At 68.3% G+C, this 24240-nt stretch carries 20 protein-coding genes; 11 read left to right on the top strand and 9 right to left on the bottom strand.

The window, feature by feature from the left end; genetic code table 11:
• Window positions 1-58: 58 nt before the first annotated feature.
• The 4 genes from ACOAMO_RS14745 (at window position 59) to rny (ending at window position 4131) form a co-directional block, all read left to right on the top strand.
• Entirely contained in the window at window positions 59-253 is a 195-nt protein-coding gene (locus ACOAMO_RS14745) for a DUF3046 domain-containing protein (RefSeq protein WP_420175492.1), read from the top strand.
• A 238-nt stretch (window positions 254-491) separates the two neighbouring features.
• Window positions 492-1547, top strand: coding sequence for a recombinase RecA (gene recA / locus ACOAMO_RS14740; RefSeq protein ID WP_420175491.1), 1056 nt, complete (start codon window positions 492-494; stop codon window positions 1545-1547).
• A 2-nt stretch (window positions 1548-1549) separates the two neighbouring features.
• Window positions 1550-2104, top strand: coding sequence for a regulatory protein RecX (locus ACOAMO_RS14735; RefSeq protein WP_420175490.1), 555 nt, complete (start codon window positions 1550-1552; stop codon window positions 2102-2104).
• A 257-nt stretch (window positions 2105-2361) separates the two neighbouring features.
• A complete protein-coding gene (gene rny / locus ACOAMO_RS14730) occupies window positions 2362-4131 on the top strand; it encodes a ribonuclease Y (protein ID WP_420175489.1) in 1770 nt (589 codons plus the stop codon).
• Window positions 4132-4210: 79 nt separating this feature from the next.
• On the opposite strand, the gene ACOAMO_RS14725 is transcribed toward rny, so the two are convergent.
• On the bottom strand, window positions 4211-4960 hold the full coding sequence (locus ACOAMO_RS14725) for an amino acid ABC transporter ATP-binding protein (protein ID WP_420175488.1): 750 nt from the start codon (window positions 4958-4960) through the stop codon (window positions 4211-4213).
• On the bottom strand, window positions 4953-5894 hold the full coding sequence (locus ACOAMO_RS14720; RefSeq protein WP_420175487.1) for an aldose 1-epimerase family protein: 942 nt from the start codon (window positions 5892-5894) through the stop codon (window positions 4953-4955). Before ACOAMO_RS14720 ends, ACOAMO_RS14725 begins: the two co-directional genes overlap by 8 nt.
• A 98-nt stretch (window positions 5895-5992) precedes the next feature.
• Between ACOAMO_RS14720 and miaB the strand changes: the two genes are divergently transcribed.
• Window positions 5993-7501, top strand: coding sequence for a tRNA (N6-isopentenyl adenosine(37)-C2)-methylthiotransferase MiaB (gene miaB, locus ACOAMO_RS14715; protein WP_420175486.1), 1509 nt, complete (start codon window positions 5993-5995; stop codon window positions 7499-7501).
• Window positions 7502-7604: 103 nt separating this feature from the next.
• On the opposite strand, the gene ACOAMO_RS14710 is transcribed toward miaB, so the two are convergent.
• Window positions 7605-7817 carry an antitoxin gene (locus tag ACOAMO_RS14710; RefSeq protein WP_420175485.1) on the bottom strand — a complete coding sequence of 71 codons (213 nt, stop codon included), beginning with the start codon at window positions 7815-7817 and terminating at the stop codon, window positions 7605-7607.
• A gap of 152 nt (window positions 7818-7969) precedes the next feature.
• On the opposite strand from ACOAMO_RS14710, the gene miaA reads away from it, so the two are divergent.
• The 5 genes from miaA (at window position 7970) to ACOAMO_RS14685 (ending at window position 14152) form a co-directional block, all read left to right on the top strand.
• Window positions 7970-8896 carry a tRNA (adenosine(37)-N6)-dimethylallyltransferase MiaA gene (gene miaA / locus ACOAMO_RS14705; protein WP_420175484.1) on the top strand — a complete coding sequence of 309 codons (927 nt, stop codon included), beginning with the start codon at window positions 7970-7972 and terminating at the stop codon, window positions 8894-8896.
• A gap of 77 nt (window positions 8897-8973) precedes the next feature.
• Entirely contained in the window at window positions 8974-9807 is an 834-nt protein-coding gene (gene dapF, locus ACOAMO_RS14700) for a diaminopimelate epimerase (protein WP_420175483.1), read from the top strand.
• A 98-nt stretch (window positions 9808-9905) separates the two neighbouring features.
• On the top strand, window positions 9906-11384 hold the full coding sequence (gene hflX / locus ACOAMO_RS14695; protein ID WP_420175482.1) for a GTPase HflX: 1479 nt from the start codon (window positions 9906-9908) through the stop codon (window positions 11382-11384).
• A 9-nt stretch (window positions 11385-11393) separates the two neighbouring features.
• Window positions 11394-13436: an ATP-dependent DNA helicase gene (locus tag ACOAMO_RS14690; protein WP_420175481.1), complete on the top strand. Its 2043-nt coding sequence runs from the start codon at window positions 11394-11396 to the stop codon at window positions 13434-13436.
• Window positions 13436-14152 (top strand): hypothetical protein, encoded by a 717-nt coding sequence (locus ACOAMO_RS14685; RefSeq protein WP_420175480.1) that lies wholly within the window; start codon window positions 13436-13438, stop codon window positions 14150-14152. The genes ACOAMO_RS14690 and ACOAMO_RS14685 overlap by 1 nt, the downstream gene beginning before the upstream one ends.
• 21 nt (window positions 14153-14173) lie before the next feature.
• On the opposite strand, the gene lexA is transcribed toward ACOAMO_RS14685, so the two are convergent.
• Both lexA and ACOAMO_RS14675 read right to left on the bottom strand, forming a co-directional pair.
• On the bottom strand, window positions 14174-14977 hold the full coding sequence (gene lexA, locus ACOAMO_RS14680; protein ID WP_420175479.1) for a transcriptional repressor LexA: 804 nt from the start codon (window positions 14975-14977) through the stop codon (window positions 14174-14176).
• A 31-nt stretch (window positions 14978-15008) separates the two neighbouring features.
• On the bottom strand, window positions 15009-15872 hold the full coding sequence (locus ACOAMO_RS14675; RefSeq protein ID WP_420175478.1) for an ATP-grasp fold amidoligase family protein: 864 nt from the start codon (window positions 15870-15872) through the stop codon (window positions 15009-15011).
• Between the two features lie 132 nt (window positions 15873-16004).
• Between ACOAMO_RS14675 and ACOAMO_RS14670 the strand changes: the two genes are divergently transcribed.
• Window positions 16005-17081, top strand: a complete 1077-nt coding sequence (locus tag ACOAMO_RS14670; RefSeq protein WP_420175477.1) for an endo-1,4-beta-xylanase — start codon at window positions 16005-16007, stop codon at window positions 17079-17081.
• Here ACOAMO_RS14670 and ACOAMO_RS14665 read toward each other — a convergent pair.
• The 4 genes from ACOAMO_RS14665 to ACOAMO_RS14650 are packed head-to-tail and all read right to left on the bottom strand — an operon-like array spanning window position 17010 to window position 24029.
• Window positions 17010-18224 (bottom strand): O-antigen ligase family protein, encoded by a 1215-nt coding sequence (locus ACOAMO_RS14665; RefSeq protein ID WP_420175476.1) that lies wholly within the window; start codon window positions 18222-18224, stop codon window positions 17010-17012. The genes ACOAMO_RS14670 and ACOAMO_RS14665 overlap by 72 nt on opposite strands.
• Complete coding sequence (locus ACOAMO_RS14660) at window positions 18221-20155, bottom strand: Wzz/FepE/Etk N-terminal domain-containing protein (protein ID WP_420175475.1); 1935 nt, start codon at window positions 20153-20155, stop codon at window positions 18221-18223. Before ACOAMO_RS14660 ends, ACOAMO_RS14665 begins: the two co-directional genes overlap by 4 nt.
• On the bottom strand, window positions 20152-22110 hold the full coding sequence (locus ACOAMO_RS14655) for a glycosyltransferase (protein ID WP_420175474.1): 1959 nt from the start codon (window positions 22108-22110) through the stop codon (window positions 20152-20154). The genes ACOAMO_RS14660 and ACOAMO_RS14655 overlap by 4 nt, the downstream gene beginning before the upstream one ends.
• Window positions 22107-24029 (bottom strand): ATP-grasp fold amidoligase family protein, encoded by a 1923-nt coding sequence (locus ACOAMO_RS14650; RefSeq protein ID WP_420175473.1) that lies wholly within the window; start codon window positions 24027-24029, stop codon window positions 22107-22109. The genes ACOAMO_RS14655 and ACOAMO_RS14650 overlap by 4 nt, the downstream gene beginning before the upstream one ends.
• Window positions 24030-24240: the final 211 nt, after the last annotated feature.

Below are 24240 nucleotides of genomic sequence, written 5' to 3'. Positions count from 1 at the left end.
CGACGCCCCCTGTGCGCGCGCCGTCGACCCCGTCCCGGGCGCGGCTATTGTTGGCCCGGTGAGCGAGACGGAACTGTGGCGCAGGATGGCCGAGCACCTGCCTCCCGGGCGACTGGAGGTGTGGGCCGACAGCGTCGTGCTGCGGGAGCTGGACGGACGCACCGTGCAGGAGGCCCTGGCGGCGGGAGTGGCGGTGCAGCGCATCTGGCGCGCCGTCTGGGCGATGCTGGAACTGCCCGAGAGCTATCGCTGAACCCGGTGCGGGCCCCGGGAGTCCACGGACTTGATCCATTCGAACGCATGTTCTACTGTTGCTGGTGATCGAAGCGGGCATTGCCTCACGTCGTTTGCTGAGAAGTGGTCCACACCCGGGATTGTCCACAGTCTTCGGTGCGGGCCGAAGAATTGTCAGTGGCGATTTCTAGAGTCTGTGGTGTTGGTTCGACGAACATCTCTACCGGGCCGAACCCGGGCAAGGAAGGAAGGCCGTCATGGCTGTTGCAGATCGTCAGAAGGCCCTTGAGGCTGCACTCGCACAGATCGAGAAGCAGCACGGCAAGGGCACCGTCATGCGGCTGGGCGAAGAGACCAGGCTGCCCATCGCCTTCATCCCCACCGGTTCGGTGGCCCTGGACATCGCGCTGGGCATCGGCGGACTGCCGCGTGGCCGCATCGTCGAGATCTATGGCCCGGAGTCCAGCGGCAAGACCACCGTCGCGCTGCATGCCATCGCCAATGCCCAGCGGGAGGGCGGCATCTGCGCCTTCATCGACGCCGAGCACGCGCTCGATCCCGACTATGCGCAGAAGTTGGGGGTCGACACCGACGCGCTGCTGGTCAGCCAGCCCGACAACGGTGAGCAGGCCCTGGAGATCGCCGACATGCTGGTGCGTTCCGGCGCCCTGGCACTGATCGTGGTCGACTCGGTGGCCGCGTTGACCCCGCGCGCCGAGATCGAGGGCGAGATGGGTGACAGCCACGTCGGTCTGCAGGCTCGTCTGATGAGCCAGGCCCTGCGCAAGATGACCGGTGCCCTGAGCCAGGCCGGCACCACTGCCATCTTCATCAACCAGCTGCGCGAGAAGATCGGTGTGATGTTCGGATCGCCCGAGACCACCACGGGCGGCAAGGCGCTGAAGTTCTACTCCTCGGTGCGCCTGGACGTACGTCGTATCGAGACGTTGAAGGACGGCACGGAGCCGGTGGGCAACCGCACCCGTGTGAAGGTGGTCAAGAACAAGGTGGCACCCCCCTTCAAGCAGGCCGAGTTCGACATCCTCTACGGCCAGGGCATCAGCCGCGAGGGAAGCCTGATCGACATGGGAGTCGAGCATGGCGTGATCCGCAAGGCGGGCGCGTGGTTCACCTATGGCACCGACCAGCTCGGTCAGGGCAAGGAGAATGCGCGCAACTTCCTGAAGAACAACCCCGAGGTGGCTGCCGAGCTGGAAGGCAAGATCCTCACGGCTCTGGGCATGGGCGAGGAATCCCAGCAGGAGAGCGTTCCCGAGGGCGTCGACCCGGTGACGGGCGAGATCGCCTTCTGATCGTGGGCTTCCAGCAACGTCGTCGAGCACGGCCTGCGGGGGAGGCGCCCCCGCAGGCCGACGGTCCCGATGCGGACCCGATGGAAGTGGCGCGCGAGATCGCGCTGCGCATCCTGACGATGCGCGACCACTCCCGGCAGGAATTGGGGGACAAGCTCGCGGCCAAGGACGTTCCCGAGGACACCATCGTCGAGCTGCTCGACCGCTTCGAAGAGGTCGGCTTGCTCAATGACGAGAATTTCGCGCAGCAGTGGACCCGCGCTCGCCGCAACAGCAGAAAGCTGTCACGCGCCGCGGTACGGCGCGAGCTGCAGACCAAGGGCGTGGATCGAGACCTGATCGAGGACACCCTGTCGGGGATCGGTCACGAGGACGAGGTGGAACTGGCCACCGTGCTCGCCCAGAAGAAGTGGCGGCAGGTGCAGAACCTGCCCCGCGAGGTGGCCTACCGCAGGATGGCAGGGGCCTTGGCCCGCAAGGGATATTCGTCCTCGGTGGTGGCCGAGGTGGTGCGCAGCGTGATGCAGGGGGAGGATCCTGCCCCAGAGCCTTGGTGATCCAGAGCCTTGGTGATCCGGAGACCTAGTGACCAGGGGCGTCTTGCACCTGACGATGGGCGGCAATAGCCTCACAACTGGAGAAGCGCTTCACTTCGACTGGTGGTTGGGCAGCGATCTGTCCGACAGTTCTTTCCCGGTTCGCCTGACCTTGGTGCCGGGCGATATGACCGGCTGGACCTCGAGCGACCGCTTGTGCGGTCGAGGTGTCCGGCACCCGTCGCCTTGACGTCGCCTCCCATTGACAAGGAGGAAAGATGACCACCTGGCTTTGGCTCGCGCTGGTTCTGAGCTGGCTGGTGTCGCTCGTCGTCCTGGTCCTGCTGGTCCAGTTGCTGCGTCGTGGACTGTCCGCACCAGCCGCCACCGAGCAGGCGCTGGGCGCCGCGGCGGCCACCGAGGGGGAGGCTGAGCGCCAGGCGCAGCACCAACAGGTCCTGGAAGGAGTGCAGCAGGAACTCGCCGAGGCGCGGACCCGCATCGAGGAATTGCACGACCAGCTGGGCGACGCCCACCGGCAGCGTGACGGGCTGGAGGAAAAGGCCCGCACCGAGCAGGAGCGGCAGCACGCCACGAGGCTGGAGCTGGAACAGGCCCAGGCAGATCTTCGTCGCCAGGCGGAGGAGGCCGAGGGCACACGCCGGGCTGCCGAAGACCAACTGCGGCAGGAACGCAGCGACCTGCGTCAGCTGCGCAGCACCCTGGAGATGCGCGAACAGCGGCTTGGCGAGCGGGAGGAAAGGCTGCTCTCCGAGAGCCAGTCCTTGGAGGCACGCTCCGCCCAGCTCGTCGAGGTGCGGGCCCAGGCGGAGCAGTCACAGCAGCAGGCTCGTGAGGAACTGGCCCAGGCCCGGGCCGAGGCGGCGCAGGCCTTGGAGCAGGTGAATGCCGAGCGGGAGCGCATCGCAGAGCTCGACCAGGAACAGGCACGGGCCGAGGTGCTGGCACGGGTGGAGCACGAGGCGCGGCTGGAAGCAACGGCGTTGGCGCGCGACATCGAACGCACGGCACGCCGCGAGGCCGAGACCCGTGCGCGGGGGATCATCGTCACCGCGATCCAGCGCCTTGCCGCCGAGCAGACCTCGGAGTCCGTGGTGAGCACCCTCGACCTGCCCAGCGATGAGATGAAGGGGCGCATCATCGGCCGGGAGGGCAGGAACATCCGGCACTTCGAACAGGTGACCGGCGTCAACGTGATGATCGACGACACCCCCGGGTCGGTGCTGTTGAGCTGTTTCGATCCGGTGCGACGAGAGATCGGTCGGCTGACCCTGGCGGAATTGGTCGCCGATGGGCGCATCCACCCGGCGCGCATCGAAGAGGTTCACGAGCGTGCCACCGCCCGCATCCAGGACAAGATCCTCCGTTCGGCTGAGGACGCGCTCGCCGAGGTGGGGATCTCGGACCTGGATCCGGCCCTGGTTCCCGTCGTGGGTGCCCTGCGCTACCGGACCAGCTATGGCCAGAACGTGCTGCGCCACTTGGTGGAATGCGCCCACATTGCGGGCATGATGGCCGCCGAACTGGGGCTGGACGTGCCCACCTGCAAGCGTGCGGCCTTCCTCCACGACATCGGCAAGGCACTCACCCACGAGGTGGAGGGCACCCATGCCATGGTCGGTGCCGAGCTGGCGCGCCGCCACGGCGAGAGCGAGGACATCGTGCACGCCATCGCCGCCCACCACAACGAGGTGGAGCCGAGCACGGTGGAGGCGGTCCTGACCCAGGCCGCGGACGCCATCTCGGGCTCGCGTCCCGGCGCTCGTCGCGAGTCGCTGGAGGCCTATGTGCAACGCCTCGATCGGCTCGAGGAGATCGCGGCCTCTCATGACGGCGTCGAGAAGGTCTTCGCCATGCAGGCCGGCCGAGAGGTGCGGGTGATGGTCAGCCCCGACCACGTCGACGACACGGCCTCGCATGCGCTGGCCCGCGACATCGCCCACGAGATCCAGGACGAGCTGACCTACCCGGGTCAGATCCGCGTCACCGTGGTGCGGGAGTCACGCGCAACCGAGATCGCCCACTGATCCGGGCACCCAGACCCAACACCCAGACCCAGGCACCCAGCGGCCAGGGTATCCATGGGGCAGTGGCGCTCCACAGGCGTCAGGACAGGGTGGCCAGGAAGTCCTTTGCCGCATCCGTGCGCGGGGCGGCGAAGAACTGCTGTGGCGGTGCCTCTTCCACCACCCGGCCGTCAGCCATGAAGACGATCCGGTGTGCGGCATGGCGTGCGAAGGACATCTCGTGGGTGACCGCCACCATGGTGATGCCGTCGGAGGCCAGGTCGAGCATCACCTTCAGCACTTCGTGGGCCATCGGCGGGTCCAAGGCGCTGGTCGGCTCGTCCAGCAGGATCAGTTTGGGGTGCATCGCGAGGGCGCGGGCAATGGCCACACGCTGCTGTTGACCGCCGGAGATCTGGGACGGCATCCGCTCACCAAATCCGCCCAGCCCCACGCGTTCCAACAACTGCTCGGCCTCGTCGCGTGCCTGTTGCGGGTCCAGGCCGCGAACCCGCACCGGAGCCAAGGTGATGTTGTCGAGCACGGTGTGCTGCGGAAACAACGTGTAGTCCTGGAAGACCATGCCGATCTGGGCCCGCACCCCGGCCAGTTCGGGGCCCGTGGTGGGCAGCGGTCGTCCATTCACCAAGACCTGCCCGGCCTGGATTGGCTCCAGCCCGTTGATCGTGCGCACCAGCGTCGACTTGCCGGAACCGGATGGTCCCAGCAGGACCACCACCTCGCCGGGCAAGACGGTCAGGTCGACGGCGTGCAGGACCTGCGTGGTGCCGAAGAACTTGTCGACGCCGCGCAGTTCCACCACCGGTGAGTCCACGCTGACGTCAGTCATGGGTCGGCTCCGAAGCGTGCATGGTCTGGCCCGCGTCGACGGTCTGGTCCTGCAGTCCCCAGCTGCACCGGAACTGTTCCCCCGGCGCCAGCTGCACCAGGTCGGCATGGGTGGGGCCGGGGTTGAAGGCGTCCGGCCCGCAACTCATCGGTTCCACCGCGATGGTCCGTCCGCCGCCCGGCGTGTAGAGCTGCAACCAGGGCAGCTTCTCGTCACCCCACAGCACCGTGCGGTGCTCGGCTCCCGACAACACGACCTGCCAGCGGCCGTCGTGGCGCTGCGCCCGGGTGAAGGCGGTGTCCAGACCAATGCCAGCCAACAGCCGGGCGGTGCGCAGATCTGCGACGCTGCCCTCCACGTCGAGCAACTCGACGGGCAACAAGCGGGCATCCACCGACAACAGCTGTTCGAAGGGCACCTGCAGCGTGCATTCACCAAGGGCCTGGCCGGGGGCCACCAGGTAGGGGTGCGCCCCGTAGCCGAAGGGAACGCCCACCTCGCCCACATTGGTGGCCTGCACCTCGACGCGCAGCCCCTCGGACCCGAGAGCATGGGTCAGCTGCAGTTCCACCACGCCGGGCCAGCCCGGCTGGGGATGCAGCAGGTAGCGCTGGGTGATGCTGGTCTCGTCGACGGCGACCGTGGTCCAGGGCACCCAGCAGACCAGACCATGGATCGCGTTGTTGCGTTCCGGCTCGCTGAGCGGCAATTGCAACTGGACCCCGTCGTGCACCCAGCGCCCGTCGCGAATCCGATTGGGCCAGGGCATCATGTGCTGGCCCTGGCAACCGAGAGGCGAGTGGGTCTCCTCGAAGCTGGAGACCAGGTTGCGCCCCTGGACGCGATAGGAGCGCAGGGTGGCCCCCAGCTCGGTGACGACGGCCTCCTGGTCGTCCAGGGTGAGGGTGTACTGGGCTCCGGTGGGTGCGGTCATGTGCCGATCCTGCCACCAACACTGCGCGTCATGGTTCCCCATCGGGATCCGGCCACGATTCCTCGCACCGCACCTGGGCAATCTAGAGTTGTCCCACCATGTCTGAACTGCACACTACGCTCGCGCCGGCCGAGGCCGGACAGCCCTCCCGCACCTACCAGGTGATCACCTACGGCTGCCAGATGAATGTCCACGACTCCGAACGCATCTCGGGTCTGCTCGAGGGCGCTGGCCTGGTGCGCAGCGACGTGGAGGTTGCCGAACCCGGCGGCGCCGACGTGGTGGTCTTCAACACCTGCGCCGTGCGGGAGAACGCCGACAACCGGCTCTACGGGACGCTGGGGCACATGGCCGCGATCAAGCGGACCCGGCCGGGCATGCAGATCGCGGTTGGCGGCTGCATGGCCCAGAAGGACCGCGACGTCATCATCGGCAAGGCGCCGTGGGTGGACGTGGTCTTCGGCACCCACAATGTGGGAAAGCTACCCGTCCTGCTGGAGCGGGCCCGAGTGGAGCAGGCCAGCCAGGTGGAAATCGCCGAGGCCCTGGAGACCTTCCCCTCCAACCTGCCGACGCGGCGCGAGTCTCCCTACTCCGCGTGGGTGAGCATCAGCGTGGGCTGCAACAACACCTGCACCTTCTGCATCGTGCCGCAGCTGCGCGGCAAGGAGACCGACCGTCGCCCCGGCGACATCCTCGCCGAGATCCAGGCGCTGGTGGACGAGGGCGTGCAGGAGATCACCCTGTTGGGCCAGAACGTCAACACCTATGGCGTCGAGTTCGGTGACCGCGGTGCCTTCGCCAAGCTGCTGCGTGCCTGCGGCGAGATCGAGGGCCTGGAGCGAGTGCGTTTCACCAGCCCCCACCCGGCCAGCTTCACCAGTGATGTGATCGATGCGATGGCCGAGACGCCGAACGTGATGCCGAGCCTGCACATGCCGCTGCAGTCCGGCTCCGACAAGGTGCTGCGCGAGATGCGCCGCAGCTATCGCAGCGAGAAGTTCCTGCGAATCCTGGACGAGGTGCGTTCCAAGATTCCCCAGGCGGCCATCACCACCGACATCATCGTCGGCTTCCCGGGCGAGAGCGACGAGGACTTCGAGGACACCATGCGCGTGGTGGAGCAGTCCCGCTTCAGTGCGGCCTTCACCTTCCAGTATTCGATTCGTCCCGGCACCCCGGCTGGCGTGATGGACAACCAGGTGCCCAAGCCCGTGGTCCAGGCCCGTTACGAGCGGCTGGTGGAGCTGGTCAACCGGATCGCCTGGGAGGAGAACCAGAAGCTCGAGGGCACCGAGGTGGAGGTGATGTTCGCCGCGGGTGAGGGCAAGAAGGACGCCGAGACACATCGCATGACCGGCCGCGCCCGCGACAACCGGCTGGTGCACGTCACCGTCCCGACGGACCCGGAGCTGCGCCCCCGCCCCGGCGACATCGCCACCACCACCATCAGCTATGCCGCGCCGCACCACCTCAATGCCGACGGCGGGATCACGAACCTGCGTCGCACTCGCGGCGGCGATGCCTGGCAGGCCCGCCACGACGCGCCTGCCGCGCCCACCGGCGTCAACCTGGGGATGCCCAGCATCGGAGCGCCGAAGGCCTGACCCGGCCCCGGGCCCGACAGGCCCCGACATGACAGTCGCGACATGAGAAGGGGGCGGCCGCAGCAATGCTGCGGCCGCCCCCTCGTCGTCAGACGGGCGTGGCTCAGAGGTTGCCGGTCTTGTTCTTCAGGAAGTCCTGGCCCTGGTCGACCTTGTCGGCATGCGCGCCGCCGGTCTTGCTGTCGAGGGCGTCGCCAGCCTTGTCGATGCCCTGATCGACCTTGGCCTCGTGCTGGTTGATGGTCTCGCGCGCCTTGTCGGCGTGGTTGCCCTGGTTGCCGCCCAGCGCGTCCTTGGCCTTGTCGAAGATGCCCATGATGTCTGTCCTCTCGTTGTCCACCCCCGGTGGGGTGGTTTCGTGGTGACGTCTCCACACTGCCTGCCGTGCAGCGGCGGGGGCAAGGGCGGTGGGTGGTGTGCGCTTGAAGCTGAATCGCGCCGACCGGCGTGGCAGGGGACAATGGCGAGGTGAAGTTGCCCTTGGTCGTGATCAACGGACCCACCGCCTCCGGAAAGTCGAGCCTGGCGATCGACGTGGCCCTGCGTCTCCAGGAGGCCGGACGTCCCAGTGAGATCGTCAATGTCGATTCCATGCTGGTCTATCGCGGGATGGACGTCGGCACCGCCAAGCCCACCGCCGAGGAACTGGCCCTGGTCCGGCACCACCTGGTGGACACCAACGATGTCACCCAGACCGCCTCGGTGGCCGACTTCCAGCAGCAGGCCCGGCAGGTCATCGCCGAGCTGCGCACACACGGGATCATTCCGGTGCTGGTGGGGGGCTCGGCGCTCTACGTGCACGCGATCCTGGACGAGATGACCTTCCCGGGGACAGACCCCGAGGTGCGTGCCCGCTACGAGGCGCGTCTGGCCGAGGTGGGGCCCGAAGCCCTGCATACCGAGCTGGCGCAACGTGCCCCGCAGACTGCTGCCTCCATCCTTCCCGGCAATGGCCGTCGGATCGTGCGGGCCCTGGAGGTGCTGGAGCTCACCGGTGGCTTCACGCCGCAGCTTCCCGAGTGGAGCTATGCCCTCGAGCACGTCCTGCAGTTCGGGCTGGAGCTGGATCGTGAGCAGATGGACCAGCGCATCGACGTCCGGGTGGACCAGATGTGGGCCGACGGGCTCGTCGAGGAGGTGCGGGGCCTGCTGCCGCAGGGCCTGCGCGAGGGGCTGACCGCCTCCCGCGCCCTTGGCTACCGGCAGGTGCTGCAATTCCTCGACGGCGAGCTGACCGAGCAGGAGGCCAAGGAGCGGACCAAGAGCGGCACCCGACGCTTCGCGCGCAAACAGCTGGCCTGGTTTCGTCGCGATCCCCGGGTGCAGTGGTTGCCGGCGGGCGACCCGGGCAATGGGGGCGTCATCGTCGACCAGGTGCTCGCGGCGCTACGGTGAGGCACCTGCGACCCTTCGCCTGCTGAAACTGTGGGCAAGTGAACGATCGTGGTGGATTCTCGGTAGCGTGGACGGGCATGAGGACCTGGAAGTTCGCCAAGGGGCACGGCACGCTCAACGATTTCGTGATCCTGCGTGATCGCCACTGCATGCTCAAACTCACCGATTCCGACGTGCGCCACCTGTGCGACCGCCGGGCCGGCATCGGCGGCGACGGCCTCTTGCGCGTCACCCTTGCCTCCTCGATCCCGGAATGGGACGGAGACCCAGACCTGTGGTTCATGGACTACCGCAATGCCGACGGCTCGATTCCCCAGATGTGCGGCAACGGGCTGCGCGTCTTCGTGCGCTACCTCTTGGAGGAGGGCCTCGACGCGGGCGAGGAGATCCAGGTGGCCACCCGGGCGGGCCTGCGCCACGCCTGGCCGCAGCGCGACGGACGGATCCGGATCGACCTGGGTGAGGTGACCTGCTCCGATCCGGAGCTCACCATCAGCAGCGACGGCCGGCAGTGGCCGGCCATCACCGTGGACGTGGGCAATCCCCACGCCGTGTGCTTCCCGGGCGAGGACTGCCCGTTGGATGAGATCGATCTTTCCCACCAGCCCCAGTGGCTTCCGGCCTCGGCCTTCCCCGAAGGCGTGAACGTCGAATTCGTGGAGGTGCTGGCCCCGGACCACATCAGGATGAGGGTCCATGAGCGGGGTTCGGGCGAGACGATGAGCTGTGGCACCGGCACGGTGGCGGCCGCGGCCGCCCACGCTCGACGCCTCGGACTGGGGGAGGCCACGGTGCGCGTCGAGGTGCCTGGCGGGACCGTCGAGGTGGACTTGTGTCGAGGAGGCGCCTTCCTCACCGGCCCTGCGGCGATCGTGGCCCACGGAGAGGCCCACCTGCCGGACCTGCCCTGAGCAGGACCGATCGGGCACTGGTCTGCGGACGTGGCCCGACAGCCCGTTGAGGAAAATCGCTGGTCTTGGGCGAGTTGTGGTGTCAAGCTTGGACAACGATGACACGACGCCCCAGCCAGCAGCCCGGCCCCGATCCGGAAGACTTCGACGACCTCTACGACGACGCAGACCTCGATCCGTGGGGTGATGACCCGGAGGAACACCCCGACGGGATGCAGCAGGACCTGGCCGACCGCCTCTCGCTCAAGCGAGTGGCCGGCATGTCCACCCAGGTCGACGACATCAGCGAGGTCGAGTACCGAGACCTGCAGCTGGAACGCGTCGTACTGATCAGCGTGTGGACCAAGGGCACCGAGCGTGACGCCGAGAATGCCATGACCGAGCTGAAGCTGCTCTCCGAGACCGCCGGCGCCCAGGTGCTGGAAGGGCTCATCCAGCGGCGCAAGTCGCCCGACCCTGCCACCTACATCGGCCGAGGCAAGGTGGACGAGCTGCGCGAGGTGGTGGTGGCCACCGGCGCCGACACGGTGATCTGCGACGGTGAGCTGCAGCCCGCCCAGCTGCGCAACCTGGAGGATCGCGTGAAGGTCAAGGTGATCGACCGCACCGCACTGATCCTCGACATCTTCGCCCAGCATGCCAAGAGCGTCGAGGGCAAGACCCAGGTGGAACTGGCCCAGCTGCAGTACCTGCGGCAACGCTTGCGTGGCTGGGGCGGCAACCTGTCACGCCAGGCCGGTGGCCAGGCCGCGGGAGGAGCCGGCATCGGTGGCCGCGGCCCCGGTGAGACCAAGATCGAGACCGATCGTCGCCGCATCAACACCCGCGTGGCGATCCTGCGTCGCCGGATGCGCGAGCTGGACGCCACGCGTGAGAACAAGCGTGCCGACCGCCGTCGCAACCGCATCCCGTCCATCGCGATCGTCGGTTACACCAATGCCGGCAAGAGCTCCCTGCTCAACCGCCTGACCGATGCCGGTGTGCTGGTGGAGAACGCCCTGTTCGCCACGCTGGATCCCACCACCCGCCGCCACACCACTCCCGACGGCCGGGTCTACACGTTGACCGACACGGTGGGCTTCGTCCGGCACCTGCCGCACGACCTGGTGGAGGCCTTCAAGTCCACCCTGGAGGAATCGAACGAGGCCGACCTGCTCCTGCACGTCGTCGACGGCTCGGATCCCGATCCGGTGGGGCAGGTGCAGGCCGTGCGCACCGTGCTCAATGACATCGACGCCAGCCAGGTGCCCGAGCAGCTGGTGATCAACAAGATCGACGCGGCCGAACCCGAGGCGCTGCAGATGCTGCGCACCCAGTTCCCCGAGGCCGTCTTCGTCTCCGCCCGCACCGGGGAGGGCATCGCCGAGTTGCGAGCCATCGCAGAGAGTCGGCTGCCCAGCCCCGAGGTGAGCATCGAGGCCATGATCCCCTACGAGCGCGGTGACCTGGTGGACAAGATCCACAAGCACGGTCAGCTGATCACCCTGGAGCACACCGGGGAGGGGACCCGCGTCGTGGCCCGGGTGCACCCCGAGCTGGGAGGCGAGCTGAAGGCCTTCGAGGTGCATCCCGGGTAGGCTTGAGGGATGCCCGAAGCCCAGCAGAGACCCGCCTCCGACGTGACCTCCGAGGACGTCCTGCAGGCGGCGGTCGCAGCGATCGGTGGCACGCCGCGCGAAGGCCAGCAACAGATGGCGGCCGCCATCGAACAGGCCATCGACACCGGGGAACACCTGCTGGTGCAGGCCGGCACCGGCACCGGCAAGTCGCTGGGCTACCTGGCTCCCGCCCTGCTGCACGTCCAGGGCACCAAGCAGCGCATCGTGGTGGCCACCGCCACCCTGGCGCTGCAGGCCCAGCTGGCCAATACCGACATCCCCAATGCGCTCAAGGCCGTCCGTGAGGTCACCGGCCGTGAACCCGGGCACGCCATCCTGAAGGGCCGCACCAATTACGCCTGTCTGCTCAAGACCCGCGACGGGGTCGTCAATGACCAGGACACCCTGCTGGGCGGCGCCGACCTGACCACCGACCTCAAGCAGGGCAGCGCCGATGCCGAATCGGTGCTGGGCGCCGAGGTGGTGATGTTGCGCGAATGGGCCGAGGAGGAACTGGCCAGTGGCGGGCTCGCCGACCGTGACGATGCCCCCAGCCACAGTCCGCGAGCCTGGGGTCTGGTCTCCATGCCGGTGCGGGAATGCCTGGGGGCGCAGCGCTGCCCCCACGGGCAGGAGTGCTTCGTCGAGGCCTCCCGTGAGAAGGCGCGTGCCGCGCAGCTGGTGGTCACCAACCACGCGCTGCTCGCCATCGATGCCATGCACGGCGGCACGGCGCTGCCCGAACACGAGATCGTGATCATCGACGAGGCCCATGAACTGGTGGGTCGGGTGACCGGCGCGGCCAGCGCGGAGCTCGGCCCGCAGCTGGTGGAGCGCGTCGCCAAGCGCACCCTGCCGTGGTTGAGCGACGAGCTGGGCCTGGAATTCCTGGAGAGCGCCGACATGCTGCGGGTGGCGCTGGACGACGTGGAACCCGGCCGCATCACCCAGCCGGGCAGCGCCACGACCGCCTTCGAGACGATCCGTGACGTCTCGCGCCGTGTGGTGAGCGGGCTGGGTGGCAAGTCCGGGGACAAGTCGCGCAAGGACGTGGATCCGGAGCAGCAGCAGGCACAGTCTGCTGCCAAGGAGGTCTTCGACATCGCGGAACGGATGGCGGAGCTGTCCAGCAATGACGTGGTGTGGGTCAGCGAGAGCGACCGCTTCGGACGTCAGGCGCAGGTGGCGCCGCTGAGCGTGGCCGGCCTGATGCGCGAGCGGGTGCTGGGTGAGAGCACCACCATCATGACCTCGGCGACGCTCAAGATCGGCGGTGACTTCAACCAGGTGGCAGGCCAGATCGGTCTGCGCAAGGCGGATCGGTTGGAGGGTGAAGGCCACGACCCGGACAATCCGTTGGCCTGGCGGGCGTTGGACGTCGGCACGCCCTTCACGTACTCCCGGCAGGGGATCCTGTACTGCGCCACCAGTCTGCCCAATCCTCGACGCGAGGGGATCACCCAGGAGGCGCTGGCCGAGATCGCGGAACTGGTCTGGGCGGCGGGTGGCCGTACCTTGGGGCTCTTCGCCTCGCAGAAGGCCGCGGAGGTGGCGGCGGCCCATGTGCGCAAGCAGCTACCGAAGATGACCATCCTGTGCCAGGGCGACGCGCAACTGTCCGACCTGACCAGGCGTTTCATCGCCGAGCCCGAGGTCTGCCTGTTCGGCACGGTGAGCCTGTGGCAGGGCATCGACGTGCCGGGGGAGACCTGCGAGCTGGTGATCATCGACAAGATCCCCTTCCCTCGGCCGGATGATCCGCTGATGCAGGCTCGCCAGCAGGCCGTAGCGGAGGCCGGGGGCAATGGCTTCATGGCGGTGGCCGCCACCCACGCGGGCCTGCTGATGGCCCAGGGCTCCGGACGCCTGATCCGTCGTGTCACGGACAGGGGCGTGGTGGCGGTGCTGGACCCGCGCCTGGTCAAGGCACGCTACGGTGGCTTCCTGCGTGCCTCGATGCCGGACTTCTGGATGACCAAGGACCGCGAGGTGGCCGTGCAGGCGCTGCGACGGCTGCAGGAGGCAAAGTGATGGCCCAGACCACGCCACGACCCGACGGACACGACGATGGCCCGCCCGCGGGCAGCCACTTCCAACGCTTGGAGCATGCCCGGGTCCGCAGGGCGACGGCCGAACTCCAGGGGCGGGTTCGGGAGCGTTTTCCCAATCGCACCCTGTGGGAGGTCTGCGGCGAACTGGTGGCGCTGGTGGACGAGGTGGCCACCCGGGACGGGTTGAGTCAACGCCGCATTCGAGCGGCTCGTCTGCTGTCCCGCCTGGCGGTGCTGCTGGTGGTCGCCTTCCTGTCCGGGACCGTCGGTCTGGCGATGTTGGACCTGGTGCGGGGTGGGCAGTTCCAGGCCGTGGACTTCCTACCGCTGCTGGAGACCATCATCAACAACTTGGTCTTCGGTGGTCTGGCGGTGCTCTTCCTGCTGGCGGTTCCCGAACGGATGGAAAGGGCTCGCATCCTGCGAGTGCTGCACCGGTTGCGATCGCTGGCCCACGTGATCGACATGCACCAGCTCACCAAGATCCCCGGACGTGACGAAATGGCTCCACCTGAGCTGGGGGCCTATCTGGAACAGTGTTCCGAGATGCTGTCCCTGGTGGGCAAGACTGCGGCCTTGTTCGCCGAGGACACCACCGATGGCGACGTGCTCGACGCCGTGGAGGGCATCGAGGGCCTGACCTCTGACATGGCGCGCAAGGTGTGGCAGAAGATCGCCATCATCCCGCCCCGTTGACGCAGCGGACAGGGCTGGCCGTCATACCTTGCGCAGCACGGCGACCACCTTGCCGAGGATCTTGGCGTGGTTGCCGTCGATGGGGGAATAGGCCTCGTTGTGCGGCATCAGCCACACCTGCCCCGGGGTCTTCTTCAAGGTCTTGACGGTGGCCTCGTCGTCCAGCAGCGCGGCGACGATCTCACCATTGTTGGCATCGTCCTGCTGGCGCACCACGACCCAGTCGCCGTCGCAGATGGCGGCATCGATCATCGAATCGCCGCGCACCTCCAGCATGAAGATGGTGCCCTCGCCCACCAACTGCTTGGGCAAGGCGAAGACGTCCTCGACGCGTTCCTCCGCGAGGATGGGGCCACCTGCCGCGATCCTGCCGACCATCGGAACGTTCACGGCACTGGGGAAGGCGTCACCAATGTCTGTCAGGTCGATGTCCTCGGCTGCCTCCTGCCCTGCAAGCCTGGGCGGACTGGGCTGCATCGACTCTGGCAGGTGCACCTCCATGGCGCGCGGCTGGCCGGGGGTGCGGTGGATGAAGCCCTTGATCTCGAGCTGCTTGAGCTGATGGGCCACGCTGGAGGAGCTTGCCAAGCCAGCCGCCTCGCCGATCTCGCGAATGCTGGGCGGATAGCCGCGCTGAGCGGTGGTGTCGCGGATGATCTCGAGCACTCGACGCTGGCGGGGAGTCAGGCCGTCCTGATCAGCAGGGCCGTCGGGCAAGGCCTTCATCCGGCCCCTGCCCGCCAGCTCCCGCCGAACCTGTTCGTCGCTGGGGCGTCCGACGGAGCGACGTGCGGTGGTGGACTTCTTCTGCTCCCCTGTGGCCATGCGGGAAGTCTAGTGCTCCCGAAGGAATGAATCAAACATCTGTTCGAGGTGTGTCGTGGGGTTCGGCCGAGGGAAGACTCCAGTGCTCGCCCAGTGCGGCATCGCAGCTGCCGGGCAGGAAACGGGTCAGCCCCCCGTTCGGGTAGGGCGAGAACTCCCCGAACCACACCTGCCCCTCGGAGAGGTAGAGGTCCACGCGCATGAAGTCCCACCCCTGGCCCAGCCGCTCGGCCAGCTCGAACATCAGTTCCGCCTGCTCGGGGGCCGGGATCTCTCCGGCGGAGGGCATGTGGTTGGTGCGCAGGTCCAGCCGCTGCCACTGCCGGTCGTACCAGGAACAGCAGTGGGTCCCGAAGCGGCCGGTGTGGATGCCGAGCAGCTGGGCCTTGCCGTCGAAGACGTGGAACTTGTAGTCGGGCAGGTCGTCGTCGAAGGGGATGAGCTCCTCCAACAGCATGACGCGCTCGGCCTGGCCATAGCCCCACTCACCCAGCCGCTCACTCTGCTCGCCCGTCAACCACGTCGCGGTCTGCTGCCGCACCTGCTCGCGTGAGGCAGGTAGGAAGACCACCTGTCCGCTGCCGTCATTGGGCTTGAGAATCGCCGGACGGGAGAGCAGGTGCTCGGGGATCTGGTCGGGGTCGGTGCCGACCCACAGGGTCTGGGGGATGCGCAGTTGGGAGGCATCGGGCACCAGCTCGCGGGCCATCTGCTTCATCTGGAGCTTGTCGCAGGTGCGCACCAGCTCGGGGCGGCGGTCGTTGAGGATCCGCCAGTTGATCTTCTCGTTGAAGGTGCGTGGCTGGGCGAAGTTGCCCGGGCGCCCGAGCGCCATCATGTGCAGGTAGTGGCGTCGCCAACGCAGTGGGAAGGCGGCGGCGATCCGTCGGTGCACGGGTCGCAGGCGGTCGCGGAGTGGGAGGGGAACCTGGGTGGGTAGTGTCACCACGGCAGCCTCTCCGATGGAGTTGAGAGCCAGCTGGGGAGGCCCCGACGCGGGGCCTGTCCGGCACATAGGATCGCCTGCATGTTCAGCTCTGCTCGCTCCAGGCGTCCCTCGCGCTCACTGACCGTTGTCCTGGCCCTCGCCATGGCCATCACTGCCGGTGCCTGCGGCCAGCCCGAGGAGGAGACCACCGACGAGGTGACACCGTTGGAGGTGCCCGAGGGCTTCGTGGTGGGCACGGCGCTCAGCGACGATCCGAAGGCCCTGGCGGACGAACGTTATCGCGAGATCCTGGCCCAGAACTTCGGCTCCGTGACGCCGGACCGCGCCTTCAAGTGGGGGCTGGTGCAGGGCTCGCCCGGTCGCTTCGACTGGAGCGGACCAGACACCGTGATGAAGGTGGCCAAGCAGAACAACCAACAGGTCAGGGGACACGCCCTGCTGTGGCACGGCTCGCTTCCCGACTGGGTGAAGCAGGATGCCGATTCCTGCGACCAGGCCTCCACGATACTGCGGGAGCACATCACCACCGTGGTGGGCCGCTACCGGGGGCAGATCTGGCACTGGGACGTGGCCAACGAGATCTTCGACGAGAAGGGCGAGCCTCGAAAGGAGAACCCCTTCGTGCAGGCCTGTGGCACGGGGATCGTCGCCGATGCCTTCCGCTGGGCCCATGAGGCCGATCCCAAGGCCAAGCTCTACCTCAACGACTACGGCACCCTGGCCAACGGGCCCAAGGCCGACGCCCAGTTCGAGCTGGTCTCGCAGCTGAAGCGCGACGGCGTCCCGATCCACGGGGTCGGCTTCCAGGGCCACGAGAAGGCTCGTGCGGGAATCCCCGACGGGGCTGCCGACCAGCTGGCCCGGGTGGCCGAACTGGACCTCGACGTCATGATCACCGAGGCCGACGTGCGCATCAAGGTACCGGCCAAGGGCAAGAAGCCCTACCAGAAGCAAGCCGAGGCCTACCGGGAACTGCTCGACGTCTGCCTGGACCAGAGCCGATGTGTGGCCTTCACCGTCTGGTCCTTCAGCGACCGCTGGGGCTGGGTGGAGGAAGTGATCGAGGGTGAGGGCGAGGCCTGCCTACTGGACGAAGAGCTGCGCGCCCGGCCTGCCTGGCACGCCTTCCGTGAGCGCCTGGCCGAGGGGCGCTGAGGCTGCCCTCATCGGTGTCGGGGGCCCGGCCAGCCGCGGTCGGGCGCTCCACACGATGCCCAGCACCAGCCAGGCGAGGAAGGCGGACTGGGTGGCCTCGGCCATGCCGTGCACCAGGTGCAGGGTCAACAGCGCCAGCAGCGCCACCGCCTGCCCCGTCGCCCGGAAGGCGTGCAGCAGTCGCAGGGCCGCGAACAGGCACAGCAGGCTGACCAGCACCGTGCCCACCAGGCCCAGCTGCAGGTAGTTCTCGAGCATCGCGTTGTGGGCGGTCTGCATGGGGAAATTGAAGCGGTAGTGGGCCCATTCCCGGATCCAGGAGCCCTCCAGCCAAGGGGCACCATGACCCCAACCGAAGAGCCAGCGCCGGTGAGCCACCTCCAGCACGGCCGGCCAGATGTTCGTCCGACCGGTCAAGGTGGCGTCGCGCCCCAGCAGGGCGGTCACCGGCACGGCGGTGGACAGGTAGGCCAGGCAGACCAGTGAACCCACGGTGAGCACGCCCAGGGCGCGCTGCATGGCCTGACTGCGACGGCGCAGCCAAGGCAGGACCGCGGCCACCAGCAGCCCTGAGGCCGCCGCGAGCCAGGAGGTCATCGAATCGCTCAGCAACAGGGTGATCGCCGTCAGGGCCACCAGCGGCCACCGCAGCAGGCGCGGCAGTCCCCACGCGAGCAGTGAGCTCACCAGGGCCACCGCGGCGATGTAACCCATGGTGTTGTTGTGCGGGGTCATGCCCTTGAGTCCGTTGTGGTCGATCGCCTCCGACGGGTAGAGGGCCACCCACACCATGGCCAGGGCACACAGCCCTCCGGTGCCGATCGCCAGGCTCGCGACCACGTCGCGCCACCGGTGCGAACGCACCAGCATCACCCCGGTGGCCAGCAACAGGCAGCTGCGCACGGCGGCCTTCACGGTGCCGAAGGCGTCGACCGACCACAGCATCGACAGGCCCAGCCATGCAGCCAGCAGCAGCAAGAGCAGGGGACTGCCCACCTCGAAGCGCGGCCGCCGCCAGAACAGCACCCCGAGGATCAGCAGGCACCCCAGCTCGGCACAGCCCGACCACGGCGCTTGCACCAGGGCGACTCCCAGGCCCAGCGCCAGCAGATGTGCCAGCGGGGTGGCAGGGGCACTGCTCATGGAGTGGTCTTGGGGCGGGGCCGCAGCACTGCTGCCGCCAGACCCACGGACAGGCCCAGGAAGGCCCCGATCGGAACCAGCGCGCGCATGCCGGGTGAGCTGGGGGAGGCCGGCGGGGTGGCCACGCGCAGCGGCTTGAGCTCCAGCACCGCCGCATTGCGCGTCTGCTTGGGCATCAGGGTGGGGGACTGCTTGATGAACTCGGTGCTGATGGCATTGGCCAGCTTGGCCGCGCCCTCGGCGCTCTCGTCCTCCACGGTCAGGTCGATCACGACGGTGTCGTCCTGGACGATGGTGGAGATGTTCTCCTGCAGGTCGGCGACGCTCTGCGAGCTCCCGGTGGTGGCCAGCACCTTGGTCAGCACGCTGGTGGAGGTGATGGCATGCGCGTAGGAGGAGGCGAGCGACTTGGCCACGGTGGTGCTGCTGGCGATCTCGCCCGAGTCCTTGCCGCTGGCCGGCAGCAGGATCATCTGCGTCGAGGCCTCGTAGGACTTGGGCATTGACTTGGCCGCGAGGGCACCGGCCAAGGCACCCACCAGGGTGAGTGCGAGTACCCAGCCCAGACTGCGTCGGATGGCAGGAAGCCAGGCCTCGGCCAGCGATCGGGCCGGGCTGGGGAGTTGGTCTGACATTGGTGACTCTTCCTGTGTGAGCGGTGATTCATGATGGGCTGCGAGCGATCGCCGGCGGGGCGCTGGCTCGGAGCGAAGACTGGTGCGGTGCAGCCAGAACTGCCAGTAGAAGGTGGCGGCCGCGCCGATCGCCCAGCCCAGCAGCGCACGCTGCCCGCCCAGCAGGCCGATCAGGGCCAGCGGGGCCAGGCTCACGATGCACCGTACAACCGTCCACCGCAGGGCAAGACGGATCCGGCCGAGCATCTGCAGGGTCTGTGACAGCGGCAGGCAGCTGAACATGGCCGTGTAGTAGATGGCACCGGTCAGCGCCGGCAGCCATCCCACCTTCCACTGCGGGCCCAGCAATGGCAGCAGGTACATCGTGATGACCACGCTGCCCAGGGCGAAGGGGATGCCGGCCAGCACCATGGCGGTCATCCAGCGGCGGTGGTACTGGCGCAGCTGCGGCATCCGGTCATGCCGGACGTGCTCGGCGGCCTCGCCGTAGTAGAGGGGCTGGAGCGTGGCGAAGGTCGTGTTGACCACGGGGTTGAGGAAGCGGCTCACCAGGGCCCAGATGCCGGCCGTCAGGTGCTGTCCCACGGCGGGAAGCAGCAGCGGCGGCATGCTGGAGACCGAGGAGGACAACAGGTTCGCCACCGGCTGGCCCCCCACCTGGTGGCGCAGCACGCGCAGGTCTTCTTGGCTGGCGATGGCGCGGGGCAGGTGCCCCCTCGCCCCGCGGTGGTACACCACACCCACCCCGATGAGCAGGGAGAGCAGCCAGGCCAGCACCAGCACCAGGAAGCCGGGCACTCCCAGTTGCCACAGCACGATGAGCAGGACGGCATTGGAGAGGCCCTGCGAGACCCGACCGTCGGCCAACACCTTTTGCAGCTGTCGTCTCAGCACGATGCCGTTGAGCAACTGTTGGCTCCCGGTGCACCAGGCGCACAGCGCCGACAGGACCAGTACCCAGCCGACGGGGCGGGAGAGGGGCCAGGCCACCAGGCCGGCGATCACGGTCAGCAGGCTGATGGCGGTCAGGGTGGTGAACCCGGCGCGGTTGAGCACCTGGCTGGTCTGGTCGTCCACCACCGGGGTTCGTGTCTCGGCGGCCATCGTGTTGATGCTGGCGGCGATGCCGGCAGCACCGCTGACGGCTCCGTACAGCGCGAAGTCGCGCGGTTGCAGGTCTCGCGAGACCAGCGCGATGGCTGCCAGCACGGCAACCTGGGCAAGCACGCTTGCACCGAGCAGCCGTGAGGCCAGGGCCAGCACACCGGAGTGGGACCGGATGCGCTGAAGGATCATCTGCTCACCTTCGATGCCACCGCGACGGCCACCGAGGCAGCCAGCTCGACGCCCAGGACGGGCCACAGTCGTGGCGATCCACCCACCTGGCGTACCCGGCGGGCCACGCGCAACACCTCGGCGGGATCCCCGGCGCGGGCCGCGGCCCGTCCCTGCCGACCCACCAGGTAGGCGGGCAACTGCTCCGGCATCGACTGTTCGAGCTTGGTCGCCAGGGGGTGCGGGGCGCCGGCTCGTCGGGAGCGGTCGCGTCCGGCATCGGCCTGGACGTCGACCTGCACCCCTTCGCCGGCCACCACGCGGGCGCCACTGCGTTCTGCGGTGAGCAGCCACCAGGTGTCCTCGGAGGCCCGCATCGACTCGTCGAATCGGTGCGAGGCCCACCGGGAATGCGCCACCACCGTCGGGGTGATGACGCGACGGCTGCGGCTGCGCCAGTTCGACAGTCCGGTGAGGTAGTCGACCAGGCTGCGTCCCGCCAACAGCTCGGCCGGTTCCACTCGGCTGGATCCGGTGGCCTGGTGCACCTGGGCCCGGCAGAAGTAGATGTCCGCCTGGTTCGCGCGCAGGGTGTCGATGGCGGCGCGCAGGTGCCCCGGCCGGTGCCGGTCGTCGTCGTCGAGGAAGGCGAACCACTGTGTGGTGACCGCTTCCAGCCCACGGTTGCGGGCCGCCGAGACACCGGTGCGTCCGGCAGTGTCGATCACCTGGACGCGTTCGTCGAAGTCGTGCTCGAGGGGGGAACCGGAGTCGTTGACGACGATGACCCGAACCGTCAGGTCGTCGCCGTCCTGGGCCAGTGCCGACGCGACGGCCCCTGCCAGGCTGTCACGGCCCACGGTGGGGATCACCACCGTCACCTCGGCCGGGCCACTGGCCGAGGGCGGCAGCTCACCGGTCTCCTGCAGCACCTGGCTCCAGACCGACTGGATGCCCTCCAGCATGGCCTCGCCGCTGAAACGTTCCTGCCACGTGGCGCGCCCGGAGCTCCCCAGCCGCTCCCGGAGCCCCTCGTCGCCGAGCAGCTCGCGCAGGGCTGCGGCCAGCGCCTCGACGTCAGCCGGTGGGACGAGGCGACCATTGGCCCCGTCGGTGATGACCTCCTCGATGGCACCCACCGGGGTGACGACCACCGGCACGCCGGCCGACATGGCCTCCAGCATCGCCATCGGAAGACCTTCGTGTCGGCTGGCCAGCACGAAGACGCCCGCGGCGCCCAGGTAGGGCAGCTTCTCGTCGCCATGCTTGGGCCCCACGACGACCACCCGGCCCTCGAGCTCGCGGCCCAGTGTCTCGGCACGCTCAACCAGGTCGGGCTCCGGTGTGGGGCCGACCAGTTCGAGTCGCCAGTCGGGGTTTTCGCGCAGCACGCCGGCGGCCGCCTCGAGCAGCACGTCGACACCCTTGCGTCTGGTCAGTTCCCCCAGATGGACGATGGTCTTCTGCGGCTGGAGGCGCGGCACCTCCTGCACGCCATTGGCGACCACGAGCGTTCGTTCGGGGCTGGTGCCCAGACGTTCCATCACCAGTTCACGCCAGTTCTGTCCCAGGGTGATGGTGCGGGCGGCACCGCCGTAGAAACGGCGCGCGGCGGCCAGGCGAGGGGAGTCCAGCGAGTCGAGGAAGCCGACGTAGCCGGCCCCGTGCAGATGGATCACGTAGGGGAGCCGGCGCGCCCGCGCCACCGCGGCAAAGCTGGCCTTGCGCCAGGTGCTGCCGCGGCTGGCCACATGAAGGTGCACCAGGTTGGCCGGGGTGCGTGCCGCGCTCCACAGGGCTCCGGGCCAGGCCGCCCACCCCCGTGCTCCCTTGCCGCCGCCGGAGGCCAGCAGGCGCACGTCGAAGTCACCGCGCTCCTCGGCGGTGCGGGCCAGGGTGACCGCCACCGACCCCATGCCACCGATCGCCTGGGTGTCGGGGCCCACCATGAGGACGACTGGGCGCTTGCTGCTCATCCACGAACCTCGTCCAGGCTGGGCAGGGTCCACAAGGAGCCCATCCAGTCGTCGAAGGACTTCGGGACGAAGCGAATCACGCCACCGCTGGGGTAGCAGGAGTACTCCCCGAACCAGATCTCGCCGTTGGCCTCGTAGAGGTCGACGCGCATGAAGTCCCATCCCTTGCCCAGATCCGAGGCCACTTGGAACATCTCGTCCAGCAGGGCTGGGCGGGGCAGCGGACCGGCGGCCGGGATGTAGCTGGCCTCCACGTCGTACTTGTTCCAGTCGCGGTCGTAGTGGCTGCACCGGTGGTCGTCGAAGCGACCGGTGTGCACCTCCACCTCGACGGCCTCGGAGTCGAAGACCTTGAACTTGTAGTCATTGGGGGCGCCCTCACCGGGCACCCGCTCCTCGATGAACATCAGGCGGCGGGCCTGCGAGTAGGCCCATTCGCCCAGCTGCTCGCTCTGCTCGCCATCCAGCCAGTCGGCGGTGGCCTCGCGCACCTCGTCCCGGGTGGCGGGCAGGAAGAGCACGTCGCCGCAACCGTCGTTGGGCTTGAGGACCAGGCGTTGGCTCAGCAACTCGTCAGGGATCTCGTCGACATTGGTGCCCACCCACAGCGTCTCCGGGATGCGCAGTCGCTCGGGATCGGGAACCAGCTCGCGCGCCAGCTTCTTCATCTCCAACTTGTCGGTGACGCGCACCAGCTCGGGGCGACGATCGTGGATGATGCGCCAGTTGATCTTCTCGGTGTAGGTGCGCGGGTTGTTGAAGTGCCCGAAGTGCAGCATCGCGGCGAAGTAGAGGTACTGGCGTCGCCAGTACAGCGGCAGCGAGGCGGCGATGCGGCGGTGCAGCGGGCGCAGGGTGTTGCGCAGCGGGTCGGTCAAGCGCGTCAGGTGCTCCACCACCGGCTGCCCGGCACGGTGCTCCGCGCTGGCCTGCGGGGTCTCGGGCTGCTGGGCGTTGGTCTGGTCCATCATGTCCTCCTCATTGCTCACCACGGTGATGGCTGCCACGCGCTCCAGCGCTTCGCGGGAGGCCAGGGCCTCGCGGGCATCGGCGGCCAGATTGCGTTCCAGCAGGTAGTCGAAGATCTCACGCTGGTGGTCGTCAACGTGCTCCTCGCGGGCCACCTCGCGAGGCAGCAGGACCGGGATCTTGCCGCCGTCGAGGATGTTCATGCAGATGCCCACACCCGCGTGGGAGACCACCACGTCGGCCCAGGCGATGGATTCGGCGAACTCGTCGCTGCCCATCTGGGTGTGCACCTCGCCCGGCAGGTCATCGCGGGTGGTGCAGCCCAGCTGCCAGCGGACCTCGACGTCCTCGTGCTGGGAGGCGTAGGCCGTGACCAGCTCGACGAGGCGGTCGAAGCGGTAGGGCTTGATGGTGCCCAGGGTGACGAAGATGCGACGAGCGGGCCTGGGGGCGTCGGCCGGCTCGCTCGCGCGGTAGAGGGAAAGGACCGAAGGGCCCTTGCGCCACGGGCCGTAGGCCCAGCCGTGCTGGGCGTAGAGGCCGATGCGTGGCAGCCGGGACAGGATCCGTCCGGTCACCGAGGGCCCCTGGACGCGGGAGATGGACTCGATGAAGACCGCCTTCTTGCCCTTGGCCGCCATGCTCGGCAGCACGCCGAGGGCCAGCCCCGCGCCGGTGGACAGGGTCGCGTCGAATTCCCGCCGCAGGGTGCGGGTGGCCCGGTACGCACGAATGATGTTCCGCCAGTCGCGGGGGGCCACATAGGGCACGTAGTGCACGGTCTGGCCCGCCAACAGGGAGCGGCTCTGCGGAGTGTCGAAGGTCACCCACTCGCAGCCCTCGCCCAGCCCCAGTCGCGGAGCCAGCCGAGACAGCTGTTGCAGGTGTCCCCCCGTGCTGGCCACCAGCAATACCCGCTGTCCGGCCAGATCATTCAACGATGTGCGCATCCAGTGTCCCCCTCGGATTCGACGACGCCCCCGTGAGGGCTTGGGGCCCCCAGGTCCCCAATCAGTCGTCAGAGATTGTCTCTCGCTGAAGGGTCACACTACTCGTCCATGTGCCGCGGCAACCCACCCCCGAGGCTGCCCACCCGTTTTTGTCAGAGGCGGCTGTTTGACTCGAATCGTGTCGCGGACAGGCCACGACACGAGGCTCATT

It is taken from the genome of Luteococcus struthionis, from assembly GCF_048595755.1.
In the GTDB taxonomy this organism is placed as follows: Bacteria; Actinomycetota; Actinomycetes; order Propionibacteriales; family Propionibacteriaceae; genus Luteococcus.
Note: the sequence above shows the minus strand (reverse complement) of the source record. Positions and strands in the feature narration are given on the sequence as shown.

Coding starts and splice junctions, on each gene's coding strand:
- ACOAMO_RS14670 (WP_420175477.1), top strand. CDS start 16,005: ATGTTCAGCTCTGCTCGCTCCAGGCGTCCCTCGCGCTCACTGACCGTT.
- lexA (WP_420175479.1), bottom strand. CDS start 14,977: ATGGCCACAGGGGAGCAGAAGAAGTCCACCACCGCACGTCGCTCCGTC.
- ACOAMO_RS14655 (WP_420175474.1), bottom strand. CDS start 22,110: ATGAGCAGCAAGCGCCCAGTCGTCCTCATGGTGGGCCCCGACACCCAG.
- ACOAMO_RS14660 (WP_420175475.1), bottom strand. CDS start 20,155: ATGATCCTTCAGCGCATCCGGTCCCACTCCGGTGTGCTGGCCCTGGCC.
- ACOAMO_RS14690 (WP_420175481.1), top strand. CDS start 11,394: ATGCCCGAAGCCCAGCAGAGACCCGCCTCCGACGTGACCTCCGAGGAC.
- recA (WP_420175491.1), top strand. CDS start 492: ATGGCTGTTGCAGATCGTCAGAAGGCCCTTGAGGCTGCACTCGCACAG.
- rny (WP_420175489.1), top strand. CDS start 2,362: ATGACCACCTGGCTTTGGCTCGCGCTGGTTCTGAGCTGGCTGGTGTCG.
- ACOAMO_RS14685 (WP_420175480.1), top strand. CDS start 13,436: ATGGCCCAGACCACGCCACGACCCGACGGACACGACGATGGCCCGCCC.
- miaB (WP_420175486.1), top strand. CDS start 5,993: ATGTCTGAACTGCACACTACGCTCGCGCCGGCCGAGGCCGGACAGCCC.
- hflX (WP_420175482.1), top strand. CDS start 9,906: ATGACACGACGCCCCAGCCAGCAGCCCGGCCCCGATCCGGAAGACTTC.
- ACOAMO_RS14725 (WP_420175488.1), bottom strand. CDS start 4,960: ATGACTGACGTCAGCGTGGACTCACCGGTGGTGGAACTGCGCGGCGTC.
- ACOAMO_RS14710 (WP_420175485.1), bottom strand. CDS start 7,817: ATGGGCATCTTCGACAAGGCCAAGGACGCGCTGGGCGGCAACCAGGGC.
- dapF (WP_420175483.1), top strand. CDS start 8,974: ATGAGGACCTGGAAGTTCGCCAAGGGGCACGGCACGCTCAACGATTTC.
- ACOAMO_RS14650 (WP_420175473.1), bottom strand. CDS start 24,029: ATGCGCACATCGTTGAATGATCTGGCCGGACAGCGGGTATTGCTGGTG.
- ACOAMO_RS14720 (WP_420175487.1), bottom strand. CDS start 5,894: ATGACCGCACCCACCGGAGCCCAGTACACCCTCACCCTGGACGACCAG.
- ACOAMO_RS14665 (WP_420175476.1), bottom strand. CDS start 18,224: ATGAGCAGTGCCCCTGCCACCCCGCTGGCACATCTGCTGGCGCTGGGC.